The following is a 22,367-nucleotide window of genomic DNA, read 5'->3' on the forward strand; positions in this document are numbered from 1 at the left end:
CTTTGTTTTAGTATATCAATTTCAAAGTTTTGTTACTACAATTTTTATTCCTAGGCAATACCGATGAAAAGGAGCGTCGAATGGCATACGCAGTAAATAATGGGAGCTCTCCCGATTAGAAACGTTTGGCAACTTCCTTAGCATGTGCAATTGCTTTTTCTTTAATAGCTGGAGCTTGCTCTTGTGATTTTAATGCCGTTCCTTCAACAAAAATGGCCTCAATAGATCGAATCCCATAGAACTGTAAAACCTTATTCAGATAGCTGTATCCCATTTCAAGTGGAGCTAAAGGACCTTCCGAATACACAGAACCACTAGCTTGAATGTGCAAGACTTTCTTACCGGTCAACAGACCTTCAGGGCCGTTTTCGGTATATCTAAAAGTCTTACCCGGAATGGAAGTCGTATCCGTGTATGCTTTCAATACCGGTGGGATCATGAAATTCCACATCGGGGAAACATATACGTACTTATCAGCAGCCACGAATTGATCAACAACCGCCTCAAGACGAGCCACTTTTGACTTCTCAGCATCAGTCAGTTGATCGAAAGATGAACCCGACCTAAGCTTTTCCCAACCTCTTAAAACATCAGCATCAAATTGGGGAATATTCTCTTTGTAGAGATCCAAATGAATAACTTTATCTCCTGGATTTGCCTCGTGGTACGCTTCGATAAACTCTTTGCCTACCGCGAGGCTATACGATGATTGAGGATCGAGAGGGTGTGCGGTGATATATAATACGGTTGCCATGAATTAAAACTTCCCTTCTGTAATCAGTTTTACTTTCAGGGATAATCATATTATATATACTTACTTATTTTAAGTACGCACAATAATGTGGTATAGTATTAAAAAAGGTACTGTAAAGGAGGCTTACGTATGCAAAAGAACCCTGTCCAATGTCAATTCGTTGTGGCACTGGATTCGATCGTCGGCAAATGGAAGCCGATCATCCTTTATCATTTGCTTCAAGGTAAAACCTTGCGGTTCAATGAGCTAAGAAGATTGCTGCCCGATATCACTCAAAGGATGCTTACGCTCCATCTGCGCGAATTAGAAGAGGAAGAGATCATTAAACGAGTCATTTATCCGCAAATCCCGCCGAAAGTAGAATACTCCATCACGGAATACGGGATGAGCCTGTCTCCGATTTTGGAAACCTTACATCAATGGGGAGTGGCCCATGTTGAGCGAAAACAGCTCAAAAAGGCGAATCATGAACAAATAGAAACGGACTAGCCGTGAAGTGAAAAAAAGTTATAGACTGAACATTAAAATGAGACAGCGACGACCAAGACTGAAAAAAGTCTTAGACTGCCGCTGTCTCATTCGGGAAATCCTATTTCGGTCTTCTTCGGCTTCTGGAAAAGACCACGAGCGCAGCGATTACCATCGCACCGAAACCCAAAGATTTCGCTAACTCGGCTTCCATTCCCAGCAGCATGCAAAGATTGGTAACCAAGCTTTTCGTTAGGAGTGCAATCACAATCAGCATGATTGGACGCATAATATTGTATTTTTTCATTTGTGCCACCCTTTCTTAAACAAACCTGTCCATTTCTATTATAAACAAAAGAGGAGTTGCCGCGTAGCAAAACTCTCAACTATCGATTCCCCGTTGAGCTTAATCTTCTGTTAAGCGACCAAAAGAGATTTTTCGAGGTGGATCCGTGTCCTTAAATCGTTCGTACGTTTCTAAAATATCAGGTGTATTCTCTTTAGTAAGAATTAACCCATGTATTGTGTTTCGAATGATAATAAGTTCTTCTTGATTACATGTAGTGATTTCTAGTATTAGACTGCTAATTCTCCTCTCAAAATGCCTGGAAAGAGCATTGGCAACTGATATTTTCTCATCCTCAGTAAGTTTTTCACACAAAGAGATGATTGTAATTATCATTTTATTCATTACGTGTATCACACCTCTCTTCCAAGTAAACATCTACTAATAATACTGTAAATCACAGTACATGGTTGCGTTATTCTGCCCGTTCGTAATGACACTTGCTTACTACGTGAAAGGCTAAAATTACTAGTGATGCAGTGTTATTCGCAATAGTTTACTAGTCTAGGAATACCACCTAAAGAACCTTTTAAAGACGCATGTTTTGTTATTAATTTTATAATTCCATAGTAAGGAATATTGGTATACATTTAATTTCAAATCGGCCTTTATTCAATTTAACTACAAAACTTCATGTCTACAAAGAAAGAGTCCCTCAGGCAAAGAGGGGCTCTTTCTAGGATTATAATACTGATGTTCTGTTCACGGACTGCACTTTGTGCATACACCCATCACTTTACCAAGTAGCTCTTTTGTAGGTAAATTACGAAAAGTAGTGGATGGATTGCTTCTGGACCAATCGTCACCAATTACAAATATCTCGTCATTGCTGAGGGTTATTTCACTTTGATTTTTCTTAAAGATCTCATCTATGAGATTTTGCTTAGCAGGTTCTTCCATATTGCTATCCTTAAACTTTTGAGAATCAAGCCCTCTAACATGAGCTGCTCCGTAGAATGTATCTAATTTCCCTCCATTAATGTATATTTGGCCATTTGTTATTTTTATTTTTTCATTTGGAAGTGCATTTACTCTGGCTACGTTATTGTCCCCATAGTAAACAATGTCTCCTCTTGCGACAGACTTGGTTTTATAGTACGAGGCATCAACAACTACATTTTTTGTATATTCATGATCACCCTGATCCATAGCATCGCTTAATGGATTAATAATTGTGTTGTTTCCTTGTGAAACCTCTGCAATAGATTTTTCAGTACTCTTGTCAGTAATCATTTTTTCTCCACATGCGGCAAGCATGACAATAAGAAGACAAGCTATCAAAGTACGTTTCATAAAATTACCTCCCTAAAAGCAAAGACTGTAAGTAGTCCCGTTGGGGTCAGCTTACAGTCTAACTTTATTTTATTTTAAATCATTATTCACTTAGGTATTGAATCGATACATTAGACTCATCTACTGCAAGAAGAGAATTATCAAATTGTATGTTTTTATCTAATTTATCAACTTTAATTGTATGAGTCGGTTTGCCATTTTCCTGATGTTGGGAGTACATGACTGTTTGCTCATCAGCATCGAGCTTAATATGCAAATTAGGTGTTTCAAAGTCATTCTTTGAAACTGATTTAAGTTTATTCGCTTTAATGTCCTTTAGTACTCCCGAATTAATTTCAGGACTGAGTTAAAGATGTGGCACTGGAGTGCTAACACCACTAATATTTCTTATTGTTAAATCATTTATTAACTTTGTGTATTGGTAAAGTTTCTTTCCATCCCAAATTTCATAATCCCCTGTATAGGGACCTGATATGGTATTGAAACGATAGTGCCCTTTATCATCAAACCATACCTCATATTGAGATGAGATTTCAACTCCATCAACTGTACCTGTTTCCGAAAATACATAATGACGTGACGTATTTGTATACCTATGTTTGTTTTATAATACAAGAATATTCAACTATCCCCGCATTATATTTCCCGCGATCTATAGCTTAGTTAACTTCATTTATCATTATCTACATCAACAGATACCCCCATTTTTACTGCGATCGATTGCATAACTCTGGTGTTAATTTGTATAGTTTTTTCTAGTCTCATTAAAGAAAACATTGCTACCACCATGGGAAACCCATATTGGGAAATTAAAGATAACATCTGTACATCCATAAAACCTCACCTCCTACCAATTGTTTGTAATGTATTCAATAAAATCTGTTTTAATAGATTGAATAGCGTCTTCGCGAGGCATTTTTATATATCGAGACATATTTCGAATCTCTTCGTCAAAGTAAAATAAGAGCATTTCAATAAATTCTTCTCTATTGTCTTTCTTTTGAACTTTCATTAGCTCAGTTACAAATAGTTCATCTCGCTCTTTTTCCATTCTCAATCTCCCAACCTCTAATGATGAATTATTCCTTCTTCTAAAATTACCTTCCCTCTCATGTGACTCAATATTCTTTTCTTCCACTTACTAACTGCCTGCTGTGATATTTTTAATTCATCTGCAACTTCTTTTTCCTTTAATCCATCAATATAAATTCTTCTAATAATATAGCGACCTTTTTCCGAATCGATGCTTTGAATCCATTCATCAATCTGAATATTATCTAACCAATCTGTTACACCATTCTTGTTATTGGATAGATGCTCAAAATCTAGCGATAAAACTTCATAATTGATTTGTTTGCGAGCACGGTACTGGATACGCCAAGCGAAACGCTTTAATACCTGACGATAGTGATCTAACAAAAACGGTTTATTATGAATCATTTGGATTTAGTTCTCCTTTTATTGTTTTACTTAATAAAGTAAAACAGTATATATATTTACAACCAATACACAAAAAAACAAGAACATATGTTCTTTATAAAGCATATTTTACCACATACTGTAATATTTGGACTGCCAACTTTAAATTGATGTTGTTATATATCTAATTCACTCTACTATTAATTTAGAAGGGTAATGATAGACAGGGGGGATATACAGGAGCGATTATGGGCGTAGACTTACAAAAGGAACCCGTCTTACTGAATTTAAAGGCCAAGATGATGCCGAACTTTTAGCACGATTGATCTATTCTGAGGCCAGGGGAGAAAGTGTGGAGGGGTGGCAAGCTGTAGGACATGTAGTCAGAAACCCTAAAGTAACGGACAATTTGTTAAAAATTCCAATTAAGGTTAAAGTTCGATATAATTACTGGTAAATATAACAAGGAAAGGATGATTTGTTATGACAAAGAAATTATTTATCCTTGCGATAGTAACTGTATGTATTGTGGTAACTGGGATTGTTCTATTAAACAAATTTATTGAAACCAATACTACACATAAGTTCTTACTACCAAAAGGTTTTTCGGGATGGATTGAGGTTACATATGAACAATCTGATTCTCCTGCTTTAAAAAAAGATGGCAACACTTTAATCTATGAGGTCCCTCCTTCTGGAAAAGTAATGACTTCAAACAAAAATGTTTCAGGAGCAATGGATTTATATTATGTTGAGCAAGATGGTCGCCATGTTAAAGTACCACCAGATGTGGCAATGATTCATGATCAAGGAACATCTGGAGGAGGGCAGGTCGGATCGGATGATCAAAAATTCCCTTCTAAACTTACCTTCTTTGTAGGAACGGAGGAACAATGGCGAAACTCAAAGGAAAAGCGCCCCTAATGTAGTAGAAGACAATATTTTCATCAGAAAGGTTGTAATCTTTCTGTTCAATTTACCTTTAATAGTGAAGAGGGATGAATAAAGAAAAGAAAAGGTTTTGGACGAAACTTTTTCTTTTCCGTCCTTATCGTCTATCTTCAAAACTATTCAAAGGGTGGATATACAAATGGCAAATATTGTTGAAGTTCGTACGACGGCATTTATTAACGATGCGTGGATTATTTTTTCTGCAAACCCGACAACCAATATCTATTTTGAGGGTAACAACCGTGGCTTTACCTACTGGACGGAAAACCAACCAAATCTTTACAAGATGGCCCACCATATTAGTGTTGATTTCGGTAGCCAAGCGATAAATGTCTATAAAGGTGTTGGTCCTACAAGGCAGATGAATGTTATCAATGCCACGGGAAGTATTACCTATAAGAATGGGTATACACATGACAATGACATGCAACACAGCGCGTATTTTGATTCCAGCGGCAATGCGCGAATTTGGCTGCGCGGTAAATCCGAAAATCCTTTAGTCAACCTTTCTCCTACAATTGACTGGGATTACAATGTTACCATTACGCCAAGCGGCCAGGTAACCGTTCAGGGTTATCATGATGGATACCCTAACCACGAAATTTACAAACGTGTGAATTCTGGAACGCCTGTTGAAATGTATCGGTTTAATAAACAAACACTTGCGTCTTTGTTCGACCCGATGGAGCATTCTATTAATGTAACGAATTAACACCCAATTCTTCATCAAATTAAAAAGAAGGTTCATGGATTTCATGAGCCTTCTTTTGGTTGCTTATTTGTAAGGGAACTATAATAACAAATGTCTCATCTTCAGGACTCATGGGCAAGATCTGAATTGTACTAGCTTGATTTAAAATGTCCAGAATCTCACTCCCTCTTATCTATTGCATAAAAAAAGCCCGGGAGCGGCAGTCACAATTGCCAATCCTCGGGCCCTTTGATTTTTTTAATTGATCGGTATGATGGATTTGCGCTCCGGATCCGAATAGCTATAAAAGCCTGGGCTTAATTGGAGCGTACCCTCTTTGACCAACACCCCGGGGTAGAGGTCCGTTCTTTTATTCGAACCGGTTCCTCCCGGCGGCATAGGATTAGACTGCGGGTATATGGCCTTCCCGTCAAGCTTCACTGCAGTTTGCGAAATACCTAGGAACTTCGGATCGTCCGATTGCGATTCAACGATTAAATCCTGATCTTGCTGGTAATAGGTGAAAGTAACCGAAAAGCCGTCCAGGTTCGTCTTAATCGTTTGCTTCGACTCGGATACGGTTTCCAAGGGGAACCACCGATCATTTGCGCGTTTGACAATTCTGGCTTCGGACAGTTGCAGCGTCATTGGAACCGGAGACCAGTCTTTGTACCACTCTGGCGATTCGAAGCGAAAGAACGAACCGCTTTTCTCCGTACCCCACAGCCCTCCTTCGATTGTCCGTCCGTTAAGAAGCAGTTCGGCTTTATCGTAATAGGCGTACGGTTGATCCGGAGAATTTTTGTTGTTTTCTAACATAACACGAATTTGCAAAGGGGTCACGATAAGTTCTTTCGGTTTCTTGAACAAAATAGGATCTCCCAAAGCCGAATTCAGCTTTTTCCGGAAAGTCACCTGGCTGGCCTTCTCTCCATCCGCTTCGAATGACGTCTCCCATGTGCCCTCAATGGTTTGAACCGCGTCCAGGAAACTGAAGTGGAGCGTCGCGATCTTCAGCTCCTCATCGGAAAGCCGAAATGTATCCTGACGCAGCTGAACATTGGCCTTCTCCGGTGGCAGGACGGCAGAATAGCCTACTTTGACTGATTTATCTCCGGACTTAAGTAATAAATGCGGATTCAATAATTGATCCTCGGACGTTCCTGGGATTTCATAGCGAATCGTAAATGCGTCGTTTTCTCTCAGAACGGAGACGATCCGCAGCGCTCCGAACCGGGACATGCTGTCTATCTGATTGTTCTCCTTCAGGGATGCCGGAGCTTCAAGAAGAGGTACATCTTTGTATTTATAGAAGGAAAGATTTTGAAGAGCAAGCTTTAGCTGCTCACGCTTGTTACCCAGCCCGTTCTCCGTTTCGAACAGACCCGTCAATTGATTCGAAGATACATCCTTACGGATCAGTTCGTTTAGCTGCATCGCTTTCCCATTGGCTGACGTTAATGTTTTGTGCTCGAATTCAACGGCATCATAATCTGGCAATGAAGGGACCTCCAGCGTAAACAAAATATCCAAACGTTGTTCATCCGTTACGACGCCGTGCAAGGATAAGCTGGTTCCGACCGATCGGACCGTGATATCAAGCGGATTGCCGAAGCCGCTTTCCATCGCCGTCTTTACTCCCAGCCTGCCGAACAGCTCCGTCCAGCCCATCGAAACTCCAGCTACAACCGGCGCTGCCACAAGAAGGGCTGATACCGCAACGGTCGGCAGCAAAAGACGCTTGCGAACCAATTTCCGGCTGCTTTTTCCGGAGTTGAAGACCGCTTGAGCTCCAGCCTGAGCTTGCTCGACCCGAATCCTCTCCCACATCGCTTCGAAATCCGGCAGCTTCGGACGTTCGGCTCGAGCCTTCTCCAGCAGTATTTCTTCCGTCAGATTAGTAAGATTATTCAAGGCATTCCGCTCCTCTCTGGTTATGTTGGCTTTCCGCCGCAATTTGTTTCCTGATCTGCTTGAGTCCTGCGTTAAATCTCGACTTAACGGTTCCAAGCGGAATGTCGAGCGATTCCCCAATCTCTGGAAGAGAAAGCTCATGGACGTAACGCAGTGTCAGGACGATCCGGATTTTTACCGGGAGCTTCTGTAGCCACCTCTTCAGATCTTGTTCCCCTTCCATCCGCATCACCGCTTCATCCGCCGACTCGGTCGTAGCATGTACGGCTTGCTGCAAAAAGAGCTTGATCTCTTTCAATAGACCCAACTTTCTGCGGCCAAGATGATTTTTGCACTGATTGGCGGCGATCCGAATCAGCCACGGTTTGATCCGCTCAATTCCACTGCGGTCAGTTTGGAACGCCTTTAAGAATACTTCCTGGCAAACATCCTCCGCATCTGCGGCATTTTGAAGTAAATAATGGCACAAATAATACACGTCGTTTCGATAAGCTTCGAATAGCTCTTGATCAGTCAAGCTCTATACGCCTCCTTTTGGCCGTTTGATGTCAATAAGACAAATAACGGACTCTATCGGTTCGTTTTTTTGTGAGGCGTAGTAGACAATTATGATGAATCATCCACCATGCATAACTTCCGTAAATGTAGTAGAGGCCGCCGATCATGCCGGCAGCCTCCCATTAGCGTTTTATTGAATAAACGTTCCTAGTTATCTCGTTATCTATGACCCTGAATTGACCTAAATATTTTTAATATTATCCTATAAAATCCATGAAAGAAGTCCCCTAGATATTTTTTGACTAAGAGCCCTACCAACATAAAGAATAGTGAAATAACTATTATAAACACAAATAGTTTTAGTCCTGTTTCTATAGATTCTATTGCAATATTCATGGGAACACCGCCTAGTGACGTTAATGATTCCAATATACCACATATTGGTACTTTTTTATCCAGTACATATTTACAGTTGCCGATCGAATTTACCAAAATTTGACCTTATGCCTATGGCTGACAGCTCCTAGCAGTATTGTCATAGATGTGAAAGGTTTACCAACAGGGGAGCAGCCAGAGCGGATTCCGAGGATTGAGCAGCTCCTCCGAGCTCTAGCACCGCTACAATCCGCTCCTGTGGCCGAATCCCAAACGGCTTGCACCATTCCCGGTCATAAATCCATTCCGGAATCGTGCGCCGGACGTGCCAAGGTTTGGATTTGGCCAACAACTGAAAATTTTGGATCAAACAACATACCGCCGCGTAATCCTCCTCCTGCTTGTGGGGATCCGCTTCTTCCTTCGCCACGATCAGGAGTGATGCTAGTGACGCGTCCCCATTCAAAACTCGGAGCTTGCCGGCCGCTTCGCCGCCCGTCACATAGATAAATCGCCACGGTTCCCTTAGTCCATCGTTCGGCGCCCAGACGGCGTCATTCAGCATTTCGAGAATGCTTTGCGCGGGGATTCGGACGTTATCCAACTGTGCCCCATCTGGCTCCCCGCTTCCACCGATTGTGGTCCATTTCTGCTTCGCCGGCGTTCTTCTCCGGGATCTCGGCGCTTTATCGAAATATCCCGTATGTAAAATCCCTGCAAACCTTTCACCTTCCCGCAAACCGATTTCCGCAAGAAACGACTCGCTTTGAAGCATTGGGTCCGTGTCCCACAGCATGCCCAACCCGCGCTCCCAGCCTAGCAGTTGAAAGTTTTGCATGACACTGCAAACTGCTGCATAATTTTCGTCGCTCTGCCGCCGATTGGCGGCGGATTCTGCAATGAATATCAGGTGAGCAGGAATATCCGTTATTCGTTTTGTGAGAAAATCGATCATTTTGACAGGAATGAGCTTCCCAAATTTGCTTTCCTTCATTTTAGCTATCATACTCTCAACCAGCCTTTGACGCGACTCCGAAGTGCCGGCGTACATACAACGCCAGCGCGGCGTACCCTCAGTCTCGTACAGGCTTGCCGCTTCGTTCAGCAAATTTACGAGCAGTTCCGGTGCTACCGGTGTTGCGTTGAATCTCCTGATGGTTCTACGTTCTCTAATCGTTTGGGAAAAATCCAACTTAATCCCTCCTCACAGATATAGTTTACCAGTAAACAAAAATATTAAAAAAATTTAGCTTATCTCTCGCCAATATACCGGTTCATACCTTGAAAAAACTTCAAGATCGTCTGATGCTCACTATCGGAATAACTGTCCAAAAACCGGATAAAGTTCTGCTCCTCCGCTTCATGCAAAGCCCGATGCATTTCGAACAACTTCTTCCCTAGAGGCGTAAGCCGAAAATACACCTCTTTGCGGTTATCATTGAGCTGGGTCCGGTTAATGAGGCCAAGTGCAAGCAGCTTTTTATTTATCTTTGTAATGCTCGCCTTCGACAAATTTAGTTTATCCACAATCGCGGAATGATTGATCGGTTCGTGATTGCCGATGCAATCCAAGACATGGATGGTCGATAAACTTCCAAGGACACCTTTCAGCTGATGAAGTTGCACAAACTCTTTGATTTCTTTAAGTTCCAGCTCCAACCGCTGTTCTTGCAAATGAAAAAAATGAAGCAATTGATTATAAATTAACGCTTTGATACTTTCAGGATAATCCATTTCTGGGTTCACACCTCATATTGTTTACTTTGAAACTAAAATATCATAGTTTGTAGGATTCAGCAAGTGCAGCATTCCAGGACACGGATTTAAAAGCATTATATTATCTCCCTAGACATGTACAACAAAAAAGAGCTGCCACGAGGCAAGCTCCTTCAATATCCTTTTTACAGTCGATTCTATGAATGAGTATCTCGATTAATCGATAAAATGCACATATTCCAGGAACCTTCTCAGTATAACCGCTGCCTGCGCCCTCGTTACATACTCCCTCGGGGCAAAGCGTCTGTCTTCCATCCCTTTCATAATGCCGTCTTCCGATACTCGGACTACCGCAGCTTGCGCCCATGAAGAAATGGAGTCTCGATCCGTGATAGTATCCGGATAGCCTCCCTCTTGCGCATCACTACCGCTTCCATGGCTGGTGAAGGTTAAGGCGCCAGCCATCACAACGGCCATTTGCTCGCGGGTAATTGGATCGTTAGGTGCAAACCTACCGGCACCGATACCACTAACCAGCCCGCTAGCCGCTGCCGCATTTACTGCGGATGCATACCATGCGGATGCAGGGACATCCCCAAAACGTTCGCTACCTTCGTTATCCTTCACGGATAGCCCTAGCCCACGAACTAGCAAAGTTGAGAATTCAGCTCGTGTAATGGTTCCCTCTGACTCAAAACGGTCGGCAGCCACACCGTTCACCAGCAGCTTGGACGCCAGATGCTCCACATCCGCTTTCGCCCAGTGTCCGGTTAAATCGGCGAACGTTCGGGCTTGCACATTTACAACTGTGTACAAGCTATTATGTGGCACGTTTAGAACCGCTTCGTTAGTGCCGTCTGGAGCGGTTCCTATCTTTGCCGGAACAAAAACGACGGTTCCATTTCCCGGGATATACTGAACGGCAACCAGGTTACGGTTCGTGCCCTCTCGGTCCAACTTAATGGTCCGGATCGAGTACGCCCCACCGAAGTCGTGAATCTCCAACGTTTGACCGTATGCTTCCGCTATCACCTTGTAGTCCATAACATCGGTGAAAACAGTAAAACCTTGAGAAACTCCTATCCGATCGATCTCTTGTCGAACATTCTCGCCCGCCTGCACCTGAAGGATACTTACAGTCAAATCCGATAAATCCGCGTTGAGTCGCTCCGCCAAACCGATCAGATCGATTGCGCTTAACCGCAATTGATAACTAGAATCGTTCAACCTCACCTCAATAATTGTATTAGGAGAAGCTTTAACCATATCCGCGAGCCAGTCAGCTTGAAACTGTGCTTGTACCGCTTGTTCCCGATTGCCGATTGTAATGCTGACAATCGGTTCCCTCGCATCTTTCAGCAGTTCCAACATTTGCTCCCTTGTCCGTTCAGGGAGGATGACTTGCTCGATCACCGTGCCGTCCGAACGCTTGACTTGTTTGATGTCAGATGGATCGACTAGCGTTGTAATCCTACCATTCAAATTTAACTTTACAGTCGTCCCCGATAGAACCGGTCGATTGCCGTTATCCGACGAAGACGGGATTGAGATCCCAGTAACAGTGATGGTCTTCACTGCTTCATTGCCTACTTCGTCTAGTGCATAAACGGTATAGTCGCCGTTGGCAGTAACGGTGAATTGAGGTGTGGCCAGAATATCGTTTCCTTTCGTTCCACCCGCAAAATCACCCCCGCTAAGACTCCCAGCCAGCCAACGGAGTTGCGTCAGCGCATTTCCTGCTACTTCCCCGTATACGCTTGCGGTCACACTGATCGCTTTACTTTCCGATCCGTTCGGTGCAATCGTCAGAGCAACTTCGGGCGGTATCCCCACGATACGTATTCCGCTTACGTCTGGTGCTGCGTAAGTTAGCGAAGCCGGACGTCCGTCGGAGGTGCTAACAATGCTTGCACCGTTCGGGAGCTCCAATGATGCTGCTACTTGAATTCCGTCAATATCCGCGAGCCCAGCAGGAACTTCGAATTCGAAAGTAAGTTTTTTCACTGACTCACCACGCGCTCCCATATATGGCGCATATACCGTTTGAGCGACGGAATTGTCTCCAACCATGACCGGAACGACCGGTGTCCCGATCACCGTTACTTCATATCCGTAAAATACCGTAAAGCGAAGCGTATCGCTCGTTCCGTACAAATCATTGGCAGATGCGGTTAGAACCACCCCAACCCAAGCGGCTTCAAATACAGCCATAGCATCGTTCAAACGGACAGTAGCTTCATCCAAACGAGTCTGAGATTGATTTTCCGCATCGTCGGCAATAGCCTGCACGGCATCTATTGCCGTCTGCAAGGCAGCGCGGTCTCCTACTGAAGTCTGCCCTACATCCGTACCTTCGGGATGATCCGTCAACGCCTGCTGCGCCGCCGTGATCGCCGCCTCCAACGCCGTTGGAATGCCCGCTTGTATAACAGTAGCAGTAAAGACTTGAACCGCTGCATTTAACTGGGTAACTGCTGTATCCAGTTGATCTTGTGTGTAATTGCCCATGTTATCAAAAATCTGCTGCGCCGCCTGGGTTGCGGTCTGCAGTGCGGTGCGCGTTCCCGCTGACGCTTGACCTACATCCGTACCTTGCGGATGATCCGTCAACGCCTGCTGCGCCACCGTGATCGCCGCGCCCAGCGCCGTCGGAACACCCGCTTGTATTACTGCGGCATTGAAGACTTGAACAGCTGTATTTAATTGGGTAACAGCAGTATCCAGTTGATCCTGCGTGTAATTGCCGGCATTATCAAAAATCTGCTGCGCCGCCTGGATTGCGGACTGCAGTGCAGTGCGTGCCACCGCTGACGCTTGACCTACATCCGTACCTTGCGGATGATCCGTCAACGCCTGCTGTGCCGCAGTAATCGCCGTGCCAAGCGCCGTAGGAACACCCGCTTGTACTACAGCGGCAGTAAAAACCTGAACCGCTGCATTTAACTGGGTTACTGCAGCATCCAGTTGATCTTGCGTGTAATTGCCCGCGTTATCAAAAATCTGCTGCGCCGCATCCAATGCAGTTTGCAGTGCAGTGCGCGCCACTGCTGGCGCCTGACCTACATCCGTACCTTGCGGATGGTCCGTCAACGTCTGCTGCGCAACGGTGATCGCCGCGCCAAGCGCCGTAGGAACACCCGCTTGTACAACAGCGGCAGTAAAAACCTGAACCGCTGCATTTAACTGGGTTACTGCAGCATCCAGTTGATCCTGCGTGTAATTGCCCGCGTTATCAAAAATCTGCTGCGACGCATCCAATGCAGTTTGCAGTGCAGTGCGCGCCACTGCTGACGCCTGACCTACATCCGCACCTTGCGGATGGTCCGTCAACGCCTGCTGCGCCATCGTGATCGCAGCGCCTAGCGCAGTCGGAACACCCGCTTGTATTACTGCGGCATTAAAGACTTGAACCGCCGCACTTAATTGGGTAACCGCTGTATCCAATTGATCCTGCGTGTAATTGCCCGCGTTATCAAAAATCTGCTGCGACGCCTGAATTGCGGTCTGAAGTGCGGTGCGTGCCACCGCAGATGCCTGACCTACATCCGTACCTTGCGGATGATCCGTCAACGCCTGCTGTGCAACCGTGATCGCCGTGCCAAGCGCCGTAGGAACACCCGCTTGTACAACAGCGGCAGTAAAAACCTGAACCGCTGCATTTAACTGGGTTACTGCAGCATCCAGTTGATCTTGTGTGTAATTGCCCGCGTTATCAAAAATCTGCTGCGCCGCATCCAATTCAGATTGCAGTGCAGTACGCGCCACTGCTGACGCCTGACCTACATCCGTACCTTGCGGATGATCCGTCAACGCCTGCTGTGCAACGGTGATCGTCGCGCCAAGTGCCGTTGAAATGCCCGCTTGTACTACAGCGGCATTGAAGACTTGAACCGCTGCATCTAACTGGGTAACGGCAATATCCAGTTGATCTTGCGTGTAATTGCCGGCATTATCAAAAATCTGCTGCGACGCCTGGATTGCGGACTGTAGTGCAGTGCGTGCCACCGCTGGCGCTTGACCTACATCCGTACCTTGCGGATGATCCGTCAACGCCTGCTGCGCAACAGTAATCGATGCGCCTAGCGCCGTAGGAACACCCGCTTGTACTACAGCGGCAGTAAAAACCTGAACCGCCGCATTTAACTGGGTAACAGCAGTATCCAGTTGATCCTGCGTGTAATTGCCCGCGTTATCAAAAATCTGCTGCGCCGCATCGATCGCAGTGCCCAGCACGGTGCGCGCTCCCGCTGACACCTGACCCACATTCACCCCTTGCGGATGATCTGTCAACGCCTGCTGTGCAACCCCGATCGCCGCCCCCAGCGCAGTCGGAACACCCGCTTGTATTACTGCGGCATTAAAGACTTGAACCGCCGCATTTAATTGGGTAACCGCTGTATCCAATTGATCCTGCGTGTAATTGCCCGCGTTATCAAAGATCTGCTGCGCCGCATGGATTGCAGTTCCCAGCACGGTGCGCGCTCCCGCTGACACCTGACCCACATTCACCCCTTGCGGATGATCCGTCAACGCCTGCTGTGCAACCCCGATCGCCGCCCCCAGCGCAGTCGGAAGACCCGCTTGTATTACTTTGGCATTAAAGACTTGAACCGCTGCATCTAATTGGGTAACCGCAGTATCCAATTGATCCTGCGTGTAATTGCCCGCGTTATCAAAAATCTGCTGCGCCGCATCGATCGCAGTTCCCAGCACGGTGCGTGCCACCGCTGGCGCCTGACCTACATCCGTACCTTGCGGATGATCCGTCAACACCTGCTGCGCAACCGTGATCGCCGCCCCCAGCGCCGTCGGAACACCCGCTTGTACAACGGCGGCAGTAAAGACTTGAACCGCTGCATTTAATTGGGTAACAGCAGTATCCAATTGATCTTGCGTGTAATTGCTCGCGTTATCATAGATCTGCTGCGCCGCATCCAATGCAGATTGCAGTGCAGTGCGCGCCACTGCTGACGCCTGACCTACATCCGTACCTTGCGGATGATCCGTCAACGCCTGCTGCGCAACCGTGATCGCCGCCCCCAGCGCTGTCGGAACACCCGCTTGTATTACTGCGGCATTAAAGACTTGAACTGCCGCATTTAACTGGGTAACAGCAGTATCCAGTTGATCCTGCGTGTAATTGCCCGCGTTATCAAAGATCTGCTGCGCCGCATGGATTGCAGTTCCCAGCACGGTGCGCGATCCCGCTGGCGCCTGCCCCACGTTCACCCCCTGCGGATGATCCGTCAACGCCTGCTGTGCAACCCCGATCGCCGCCCCCAGCGCCGTCGGAATACCTGCTTGTACAACAGCAGCAGTAAAAACCTGAACCGCTGCATCTAACTGGTTAACAGCAGCATCCAATTGATCCTGCGTGTAATTGCCCGCATTATCAAAAATCTGCTGCGCCGCATCCATCGCATTTTTCAGCACGGTGCGCGCCCCCGCTGACACCTGCCCCACGTTCACCCCTTGCGGATGATCCGTCAACGCCTGCTGCGCAACCCCGATCGCTGCGCCAAGCGCAGTCGGAACACCCGCTTGTAAAACAGCAGCAGTAAAGACTTGAACCGCTGCATTCAACTGAGTAACAGCAGCATCCAGTTGACCCTGCGTGTAATTGCCCGCATTATCAAAAATCTGCTGCGCCGCATCCACCGCAGTTCCCAGCACGGTGCGCGCCCCCACTGACGCCTGCCCCACGTTCACCCCTTGCGGATGATCCGTCAACGCCTGCTGCGCAACCCCGATCGCCGCGCCCAGCGCCGTCGGAACACCAGCTTGTACAACAGCAGCAGTAAAGACTTGAACCGCAGCATTCAACTGAGTCACAGCAGCATCCAGTTGATCTTGCTTGTAATTTCTCGCATTATCAAAAATCTGCTGCGCCGCATCCACCGCAGTACTCAACACGGTACGAGTTCCTGCTGAAGTCTGCCCCACGTTCACCCCTTGCGGATGATCCGTCAACCCCTGCTGCGCAACCGTAATCGCCGCTGCCAACGCTGCCGGATTGCCTGCTTGAACAATTTGTGCATTGAATGCCGCGATAGAAGCGGTCAGAGGAGTTGCGGCGTTAGCCAGATCCGAGGCGGTGGTGGCATTCCCGATTCCGTCAATATAAAGCTTAGCTGCGTCAAATGCTGCCGATAAGTCGTTGTAGGCATTGGCCGGAACTTGTCCTACGTCGGTGCCCACCGGATTACTTTTCAACAACGACTTGGCGCTAGCGACCGCTTGAAATAACGCCGTTCCGTCCACAAACGTATGTCCGTTGCTCGACGCATAAACGGCTGCGGGAGAATTCGCAATCCCGAATATTTTTAAATTGCTCGGATTGCTTGCAAATACGCCTGTCCCAAAAGTTGTGGCATCACCTAACACCGTTACGCTCGTCAAGTTATTATTATAGAAGGAGCTACTGCCAACATTCGTTACACCAGCAGGGATAACTAGTTTCGAAATGTGATTGGTGTCAAAAGCACCGCCATTAATCGTCTTCAAATTCTCCGATAGTTTAATTGATGTCAAACTATTCATATAAAAAGAATAGTTGCCGATCATCGTCACACTGTCTGGAAATACGACGGTTGTAAGCGGATTGTTCTCGAATGCGCTGGAGCCGATCGTTAACAAACTGTCTGGAAGCTCTACGGAAGTGAGGCTGGTATAACGGAATCCATACGTTTGAATGACCTTCACGCTGCTCGGAATCACGACGCTCGTGATTTTAGGTTTGCCCGTACCGTTCGTATCAAATGCTGATCTCCCAATTTCAATTACCGGCGTACCCGAGTACGCAGCGGGAATTACCACGTTCAGATCCGTGCCCTTGTAGTCCGTAACCGTTGCGCCACTGGAACCGACTGTAAACGTAAAATCGTTCTCAGCCGCATAAACAGGTAGAATCTGCGAGAATGTAGTCCCGAACGTAAATAATGCAATGAATAGACAGAATACTGATTTTTTCATGCTTTTTCTCCTTTACTATAACGCTTAAAATAAGATGACGAAGATTAGAAAATTGTCGGATGAGCGGGATAGGAATAGGTTTCTGTAACTGGATAACAACTACATTTGATTATAAAGATGGCCAATAAAAGAATAATAAAAGAATAATGAGAAAATCAGCCATTTTCCGCGCCGTATCAAGACTTACGGGACTTTATTTAGACTAGGTCAGGAATGTTACAATACCAAAAAAGCCGCAACTTATGCGGCTTCCAATGTTACTACGTTATTGGCGTTGCACAGCAAAGAAGCTGCCCCTCCGTCATTAAGACTTTTGGGACAGCTTCGCGATCTTAGGTTTGTACCTCCATATGAGCGATAAGCTCTTGCATGCCATTGCTGTATCCTACAGAAAGTATAGCGCCCTTCGGCTTATCGGAGAACGTATCGATTTTAGGAGTCACACATCAAAGAAGAATAGTAACTGCTCCAAGAACAAACAGGGAACGGATGTTTATTTAAAAAATTCCCCACAGCAATGGGCTGCGAGGAATTACACTACTCGTTATTACTTAATGATCTCAATCATTGTAACGGATTCGACATTTTGAATGAGAGGTAATAGTTGATCCAATTCATAAGTTGCGGGCAATTTAACGGTAATATCCAGAACAAGTTCGGAGGTATCTTTTAATTTCTCAGCATGAAAATGTAGAATGCTCAAGCCGTTTTCTTTAAGCAATTTCTGAACCATATCGACTGAGCCCGGTTCATTGTTCAAATGAATGGATAACTGCTCCGTCTTAGGAGTAGCCAGCCAACCAGTTCTACTGTGCAATAACTTCTGGGCTACTAAAATAAGAAGCGTAGCGCCTATTCCTACTATGTAAAGATTAGCCCCGATAGCCATACCTATTCCCGCAGTCAACCATATCCCTGCAGCCGTCGTCAGCCCCTTCACCGTGTGCCGTTGCATGAATATCATGCCTGCTCCGAGAAAGCCAACACCACTAACCACTTGAGCAGCAATTCGCGACGGGTCAAGAGCAATCCCCACATTTCCTGTCATATCTTGAAAACCGTATTTGGAAATTACCATCATAAGAGCTGCACCGACAGCAACTACAAAATGAGTTCTAATGCCCGCTTCCTTCATTTTGCTTTTACGTTCATATCCAATGAGCATCCCGCAAACACCGGCTAAGACGACTCGCAATAAAAAATCATATTCCACCGAAGCTCGCCTCCTGTTTCAAAGAAATTAAATAATTATTTGAACCTACTCTAAAAAGGTAGTAATGAGGGAAAGTCTTTTGAAGATGTTAACGCATTCATTCAGGTGTGTCAAGGTAATGATAAGAGGGGATATTTCTATTCTTATAGTTTATTTTTGTTGCACTATCTGTTACTAGAATGAACAATATAACAGCAATGATCAAAACTTACGTTTTTGATAAGGGATACCTTCACCATCTTCACAATAAGATTTGAGACTATACAGGAAAATAGCCCAGTTGTAGTTACAGGAGCGATAAAATGGCGTTACTTCTTTCCAGTTCATATGACGCAAAGTAATATAAGACTTCCCGTTCTTCTCTTGAATATCGAAGGAAATCGTCGTATCAATCCATTCAGGATCTGAATCTATACACTGCCAAACGACCTTTTTATCAGTAATCAATTCCTCTATTCTCATCTTAGTAATGTCATCACTGCCGAATCGAAATTCATTAATTAAGCCAATCTCATTATTAATAATGAGTTCATTGGTCCATATTTCCGACAATCCCTCAGCAGTGGTTAGCGTTTCATATACCTTCGACGCTGGAACACGTACGGTTTGCAAATGCTCGATATTTGCCATGTCTTTACTCCTTTCTAAATGTCCACTGTGCTGAACAATATCATGAGATAAATTCTAGTGTTGGGTTTCCTGCGTATACGGTTTTCGAACAATTACCGTTTGAGTATTCCATAATAGCCTTCGTCCAAAACGCTTGTGCGGGCCCATTTTTTTCCAACCAGGACACGCTCCAAGCACCTTTAAACATCTCGAACACTTTAAATGCAACTTCTTTTCCAATCCCTTGCCCACGGTACTTCTGTAGTATGAAAAACTCCGCAATCGAGTATTTTGGCGATGTACAGTCTGAATCCGTGGTAAGCTCCCTAACTAAAACAAACCCAGCCAACTTGCCGGACTTCCTAATAAAGAATGGAACTCGACCTTCTTCCGTCCAGTAGTGGTCAAGATACATATAGTCAAACAGACCATATTCGTTTACATCGTTTTCACTATCATCTTCAAATTGACTCATATCATACTGATATAATTCCATTAGGTTCCTTAGTATCATCTTCTTTTCAAAAGAAACCTTGATTAGCTCCATACTTACCGACCTCTATTTTTTGTCATTTTCAGTTCTGGGATTACTTATTTTTTAATAAATCTTCTACTAACACCCCGTTAATTCTCAACCCAGAGATATCACAATCACGAATATCCAGATTTGCTAAATTACAGTTTGTTAGTTGTCCATTAGATAAATTACAGTTTACAAAGCTAACTGGTTTATAGTCGCCTGCTGAATTGTAGTTACCATCACCCTCCATAGGGAGAACAACATTTCGAAATTCAGTACCAATTAATTGAACATGGTCAACAACAGCATGACTAAAATTGGCATTTTTGATTTCAGCGCGTGATAGATTAGCATTCAAAATTTTAAAATCAGACATATTCACATCATTTAATGCCATTCCGCTCATGTTTGCATTATTAATCTGTGTCTTTGTCAAATTAACATTGTCAAAAAATAATGCTTCAGCTTTAATCTTATGAAACCTCGATCCCGAGATATCAGCCATTTCAAAATCTAGACGTTCGACCTTTAATTCCATCTTCATAACCTCCAATATTATCATTTGACCAATTGTTCGACACCATATCTAATATTCCTTTATTTTCCATCTATAATAGAGTATCTCTCGGTTAGCGCCAAACCTTTCTCAATAAACCGTCCCTAACAAAATTTCTTCTCATGACTAGATATTTATCGCACTCTGTTTGTTTAATCTCGGAAATGCTAAACGCTTATGTTGACCGAGGATTGCTTGATCTGTTGTATTATTTCCGGAATAGTACTGGGATCTTTTATTTCAAATAGATAATTAGCTTCGTCTTTACTAGGTGGTATTTCCCCCGAATTTCCTTGTCGCTCCAACACTTCTATAAAGCTCGATGCGCTTCTGAAAATAGCTTTACTTCTTTGTGTTTGTTCAACTCGTGCTCTCAGTATTTCAATTGGTAAATTAAAGTAAACAATAATGCTTTTAAATCCCTTTTCATGAAAATATCTGAGCACATTTGTTCGTCCCGATTTATTTAGATTACAATTGCTTAAAATGATATGAAAATTACTTTGCACTGTAGCGTATTCAACAATCGTATTGGTAATAGAGAATTTTAGTGTATTAGGTCCTTCTATAGGGAGAAGTTTCTTATAGTGACTATTAATAAATTCAGCATGATTATCCTGATCAATGACTACAGCTTGCTGTAAGGCAGATTCCAATTCATTAGCGAAGGTAGTTTTTCCACTATGCGTTATTCCAACTGTCATAATTACTAGGCGATTCATATGATTAATCGCTCCTTTATGTAGGTACTTTCAGAAAACGTGATATTCAATTATCTGCATTCAGTATTATTGATTTTGGATAGACATTTTTATTTGTTTCACATGATAACCATCCGTATCGTGCGTTATAACTTTGATTAAGTTACTGTTGGATTCAATTACCCATACAGTATCTTTATCAATTTGTACTGTAGAAATTTGCTGAGTCGTTGGTTGACCAGGTATACCTTGAACCGTTACCAAGTTATTGCTAAGAGGTACCGCTATTTTATTTACTGCCCAAATTGTTAAAACTGTAAGCCAAATCAGAATAAAAAATACATAGCCCTTTTTTTGCGACATGTCTCCCTCTCCATTTTCCCTAAAATTGGTAATTTAAAATTAGACGTTATAAAAGTCATTTAGGTTTCGCTAATCTCCCTGTTGGAGTAACAATTGTTTGTTTATGAATTCCGTCAATTTTTCACTAGTATCTTTTAAACGCCCCTTAGCATTGCTGCTGTCGATTGGCTCGACCCATGCAAACCCATCGGACTCATAACGTGGGAAGACATGCATATGATAATGTGTTAAATCATTAAATTGCCCATTGTTTTGAATGATGGTAATCCCATCAGGTTGGAATAATGCTTTTAGCGATCTTGTCAGGAGTATGGATGTCTTTATAATCTCACTTGCAGTAATCTCATCCAAATCATCGACATCGTGGAAATGTTGTTTAGGAAGAATTAGAATATGACCTTCATTTAATGGTGCGATATCCATTATGCAAGTAACATAATTGTTTTCATAAACAGTGTTTATTTCAATGGTTTTATTAGCAAGTTGGCATCCAAAACATGTACTCTTCTGCATTTTCTAGTTCCCCCTGATTTCATTTTTATAAGCTGCTGTGTATGTTTCAATTAGTTCTTTTTATCTTCTTCGTTAGCAATTAACATATCGCTGTAAACACTTTCCCGACAAATACATTATCTACCCATCCCACAAGCCTACGTGTATCAGTTACATCAATAGCGTTGCTAGATGCGACTCTTCTTATGACAGGATTTTCTGAAGGATTGTTTGCAAAGTAGTTAGGTGCAAAAATCACTAAAGCGATAGTGGTAATTATCAGACTGCCTATTACCAGAAACCACCTACATTTCGAATATCCCATCACTACTCCCCCAAAATCACAAAATATCCCCTTATTTATATTACTATAATTAGGAAAAAGAACATCTCAACAATAGGCTGCCGCGGAGATACAATATATCAATAGTTCAGTTTATAGTTTGATTTTTCTATTCTGAGTAACTACAAGATGAATCTCCTGATGATTCGATACTTCCGTTTTGTTACTTCAAT

General features: G+C 44.0%; 22 protein-coding genes. 3 read left to right on the top strand and 19 right to left on the bottom strand.

Features of this window, described 5'->3' with window-relative positions; translation table 11 throughout:
• Positions 1-115: 115 nt before the first annotated feature.
• Positions 116-754 carry an NAD(P)H-dependent oxidoreductase gene (locus AC58PV_RS13235; protein ID WP_497432701.1) on the bottom strand — a complete coding sequence of 213 codons (639 nt, stop codon included), beginning with the start codon at positions 752-754 and terminating at the stop codon, positions 116-118.
• A 129-nt stretch (positions 755-883) separates the two neighbouring features.
• Between AC58PV_RS13235 and AC58PV_RS13240 the strand changes: the two genes are divergently transcribed.
• Entirely contained in the window at positions 884-1,243 is a 360-nt protein-coding gene (locus AC58PV_RS13240) for a winged helix-turn-helix transcriptional regulator (RefSeq protein ID WP_497432702.1), read from the top strand.
• Between the two features lie 100 nt (positions 1,244-1,343).
• Here the strand turns inward: AC58PV_RS13240 and AC58PV_RS13245 are convergent, their stop codons facing one another.
• The 6 genes from AC58PV_RS13245 to AC58PV_RS13270 all read right to left on the bottom strand — a co-directional run bounded on the left by AC58PV_RS13245 (position 1,344) and on the right by AC58PV_RS13270 (position 4,301).
• Positions 1,344-1,529 carry a hypothetical protein gene (locus AC58PV_RS13245; protein WP_497432703.1) on the bottom strand — a complete coding sequence of 62 codons (186 nt, stop codon included), beginning with the start codon at positions 1,527-1,529 and terminating at the stop codon, positions 1,344-1,346.
• A gap of 99 nt (positions 1,530-1,628) precedes the next feature.
• Positions 1,629-1,913, bottom strand: a complete 285-nt coding sequence (locus AC58PV_RS13250) for a hypothetical protein (protein ID WP_497432704.1) — start codon at positions 1,911-1,913, stop codon at positions 1,629-1,631.
• A gap of 357 nt (positions 1,914-2,270) precedes the next feature.
• Positions 2,271-2,861, bottom strand: coding sequence for a signal peptidase I (gene lepB / locus AC58PV_RS13255; protein ID WP_497432705.1), 591 nt, complete (start codon positions 2,859-2,861; stop codon positions 2,271-2,273).
• Between the two features lie 669 nt (positions 2,862-3,530).
• Complete coding sequence (locus tag AC58PV_RS13260) at positions 3,531-3,695, bottom strand: YvrJ family protein (RefSeq protein WP_497432706.1); 165 nt, start codon at positions 3,693-3,695, stop codon at positions 3,531-3,533.
• Between the two features lie 13 nt (positions 3,696-3,708).
• Positions 3,709-3,912, bottom strand: a complete 204-nt coding sequence (locus AC58PV_RS13265; protein ID WP_497432707.1) for a helix-turn-helix domain-containing protein — start codon at positions 3,910-3,912, stop codon at positions 3,709-3,711.
• A 17-nt stretch (positions 3,913-3,929) separates the two neighbouring features.
• A complete protein-coding gene (locus AC58PV_RS13270; RefSeq protein ID WP_497432708.1) occupies positions 3,930-4,301 on the bottom strand; it encodes a hypothetical protein in 372 nt (123 codons plus the stop codon).
• 462 nt (positions 4,302-4,763) lie between these two features.
• Between AC58PV_RS13270 and AC58PV_RS13275 the strand changes: the two genes are divergently transcribed.
• Both AC58PV_RS13275 and AC58PV_RS13280 read left to right on the top strand, forming a co-directional pair.
• Entirely contained in the window at positions 4,764-5,204 is a 441-nt protein-coding gene (locus AC58PV_RS13275) for a DUF6843 domain-containing protein (RefSeq protein ID WP_497432709.1), read from the top strand.
• Between the two features lie 166 nt (positions 5,205-5,370).
• Positions 5,371-5,943 carry a DUF3238 domain-containing protein gene (locus AC58PV_RS13280; RefSeq protein ID WP_497432710.1) on the top strand — a complete coding sequence of 191 codons (573 nt, stop codon included), beginning with the start codon at positions 5,371-5,373 and terminating at the stop codon, positions 5,941-5,943.
• 237 nt (positions 5,944-6,180) lie between these two features.
• On the opposite strand, the gene AC58PV_RS13285 is transcribed toward AC58PV_RS13280, so the two are convergent.
• The 12 genes from AC58PV_RS13285 to AC58PV_RS13340 form a co-directional block, all read right to left on the bottom strand.
• Complete coding sequence (locus AC58PV_RS13285; protein ID WP_497432711.1) at positions 6,181-7,836, bottom strand: DUF4179 domain-containing protein; 1,656 nt, start codon at positions 7,834-7,836, stop codon at positions 6,181-6,183.
• Positions 7,829-8,353, bottom strand: a complete 525-nt coding sequence (locus AC58PV_RS13290; protein WP_497432712.1) for an RNA polymerase sigma factor — start codon at positions 8,351-8,353, stop codon at positions 7,829-7,831. Before AC58PV_RS13290 ends, AC58PV_RS13285 begins: the two co-directional genes overlap by 8 nt.
• A 516-nt stretch (positions 8,354-8,869) precedes the next feature.
• Positions 8,870-9,901 carry a nitroreductase family protein gene (locus AC58PV_RS13295; RefSeq protein WP_497432713.1) on the bottom strand — a complete coding sequence of 344 codons (1,032 nt, stop codon included), beginning with the start codon at positions 9,899-9,901 and terminating at the stop codon, positions 8,870-8,872.
• 59 nt (positions 9,902-9,960) lie between these two features.
• The gene (locus AC58PV_RS13300; protein WP_497432714.1) at positions 9,961-10,443 is read right to left on the bottom strand and encodes a MarR family transcriptional regulator; all 483 of its coding nucleotides are present in this window, start codon (positions 10,441-10,443) and stop codon (positions 9,961-9,963) included.
• 198 nt (positions 10,444-10,641) lie between these two features.
• Positions 10,642-17,397, bottom strand: a complete 6,756-nt coding sequence (locus AC58PV_RS13305) for an S-layer homology domain-containing protein (protein ID WP_497432715.1) — start codon at positions 17,395-17,397, stop codon at positions 10,642-10,644.
• A gap of 547 nt (positions 17,398-17,944) precedes the next feature.
• The gene (locus AC58PV_RS13310) at positions 17,945-18,610 is read right to left on the bottom strand and encodes an MgtC/SapB family protein (protein WP_497432716.1); all 666 of its coding nucleotides are present in this window, start codon (positions 18,608-18,610) and stop codon (positions 17,945-17,947) included.
• A 201-nt stretch (positions 18,611-18,811) separates the two neighbouring features.
• Complete coding sequence (locus tag AC58PV_RS13315; protein ID WP_497432717.1) at positions 18,812-19,240, bottom strand: SRPBCC family protein; 429 nt, start codon at positions 19,238-19,240, stop codon at positions 18,812-18,814.
• Positions 19,241-19,280: 40 nt separating this feature from the next.
• Complete coding sequence (locus tag AC58PV_RS13320) at positions 19,281-19,766, bottom strand: GNAT family N-acetyltransferase (RefSeq protein WP_497432718.1); 486 nt, start codon at positions 19,764-19,766, stop codon at positions 19,281-19,283.
• Positions 19,767-19,806: 40 nt separating this feature from the next.
• Positions 19,807-20,277, bottom strand: a complete 471-nt coding sequence (locus AC58PV_RS13325) for a pentapeptide repeat-containing protein (RefSeq protein WP_497432719.1) — start codon at positions 20,275-20,277, stop codon at positions 19,807-19,809.
• 185 nt (positions 20,278-20,462) lie between these two features.
• Positions 20,463-21,017: an ATP-binding protein gene (locus tag AC58PV_RS13330; protein WP_497432720.1), complete on the bottom strand. Its 555-nt coding sequence runs from the start codon at positions 21,015-21,017 to the stop codon at positions 20,463-20,465.
• 66 nt (positions 21,018-21,083) lie between these two features.
• Entirely contained in the window at positions 21,084-21,359 is a 276-nt protein-coding gene (locus AC58PV_RS13335; RefSeq protein ID WP_497432721.1) for a hypothetical protein, read from the bottom strand.
• A gap of 69 nt (positions 21,360-21,428) precedes the next feature.
• Positions 21,429-21,872, bottom strand: a complete 444-nt coding sequence (locus AC58PV_RS13340; protein WP_497432722.1) for an HIT family protein — start codon at positions 21,870-21,872, stop codon at positions 21,429-21,431.
• Positions 21,873-22,367: the final 495 nt, after the last annotated feature.

This window comes from Paenibacillus sp. J22FR83, from assembly GCF_059691955.1.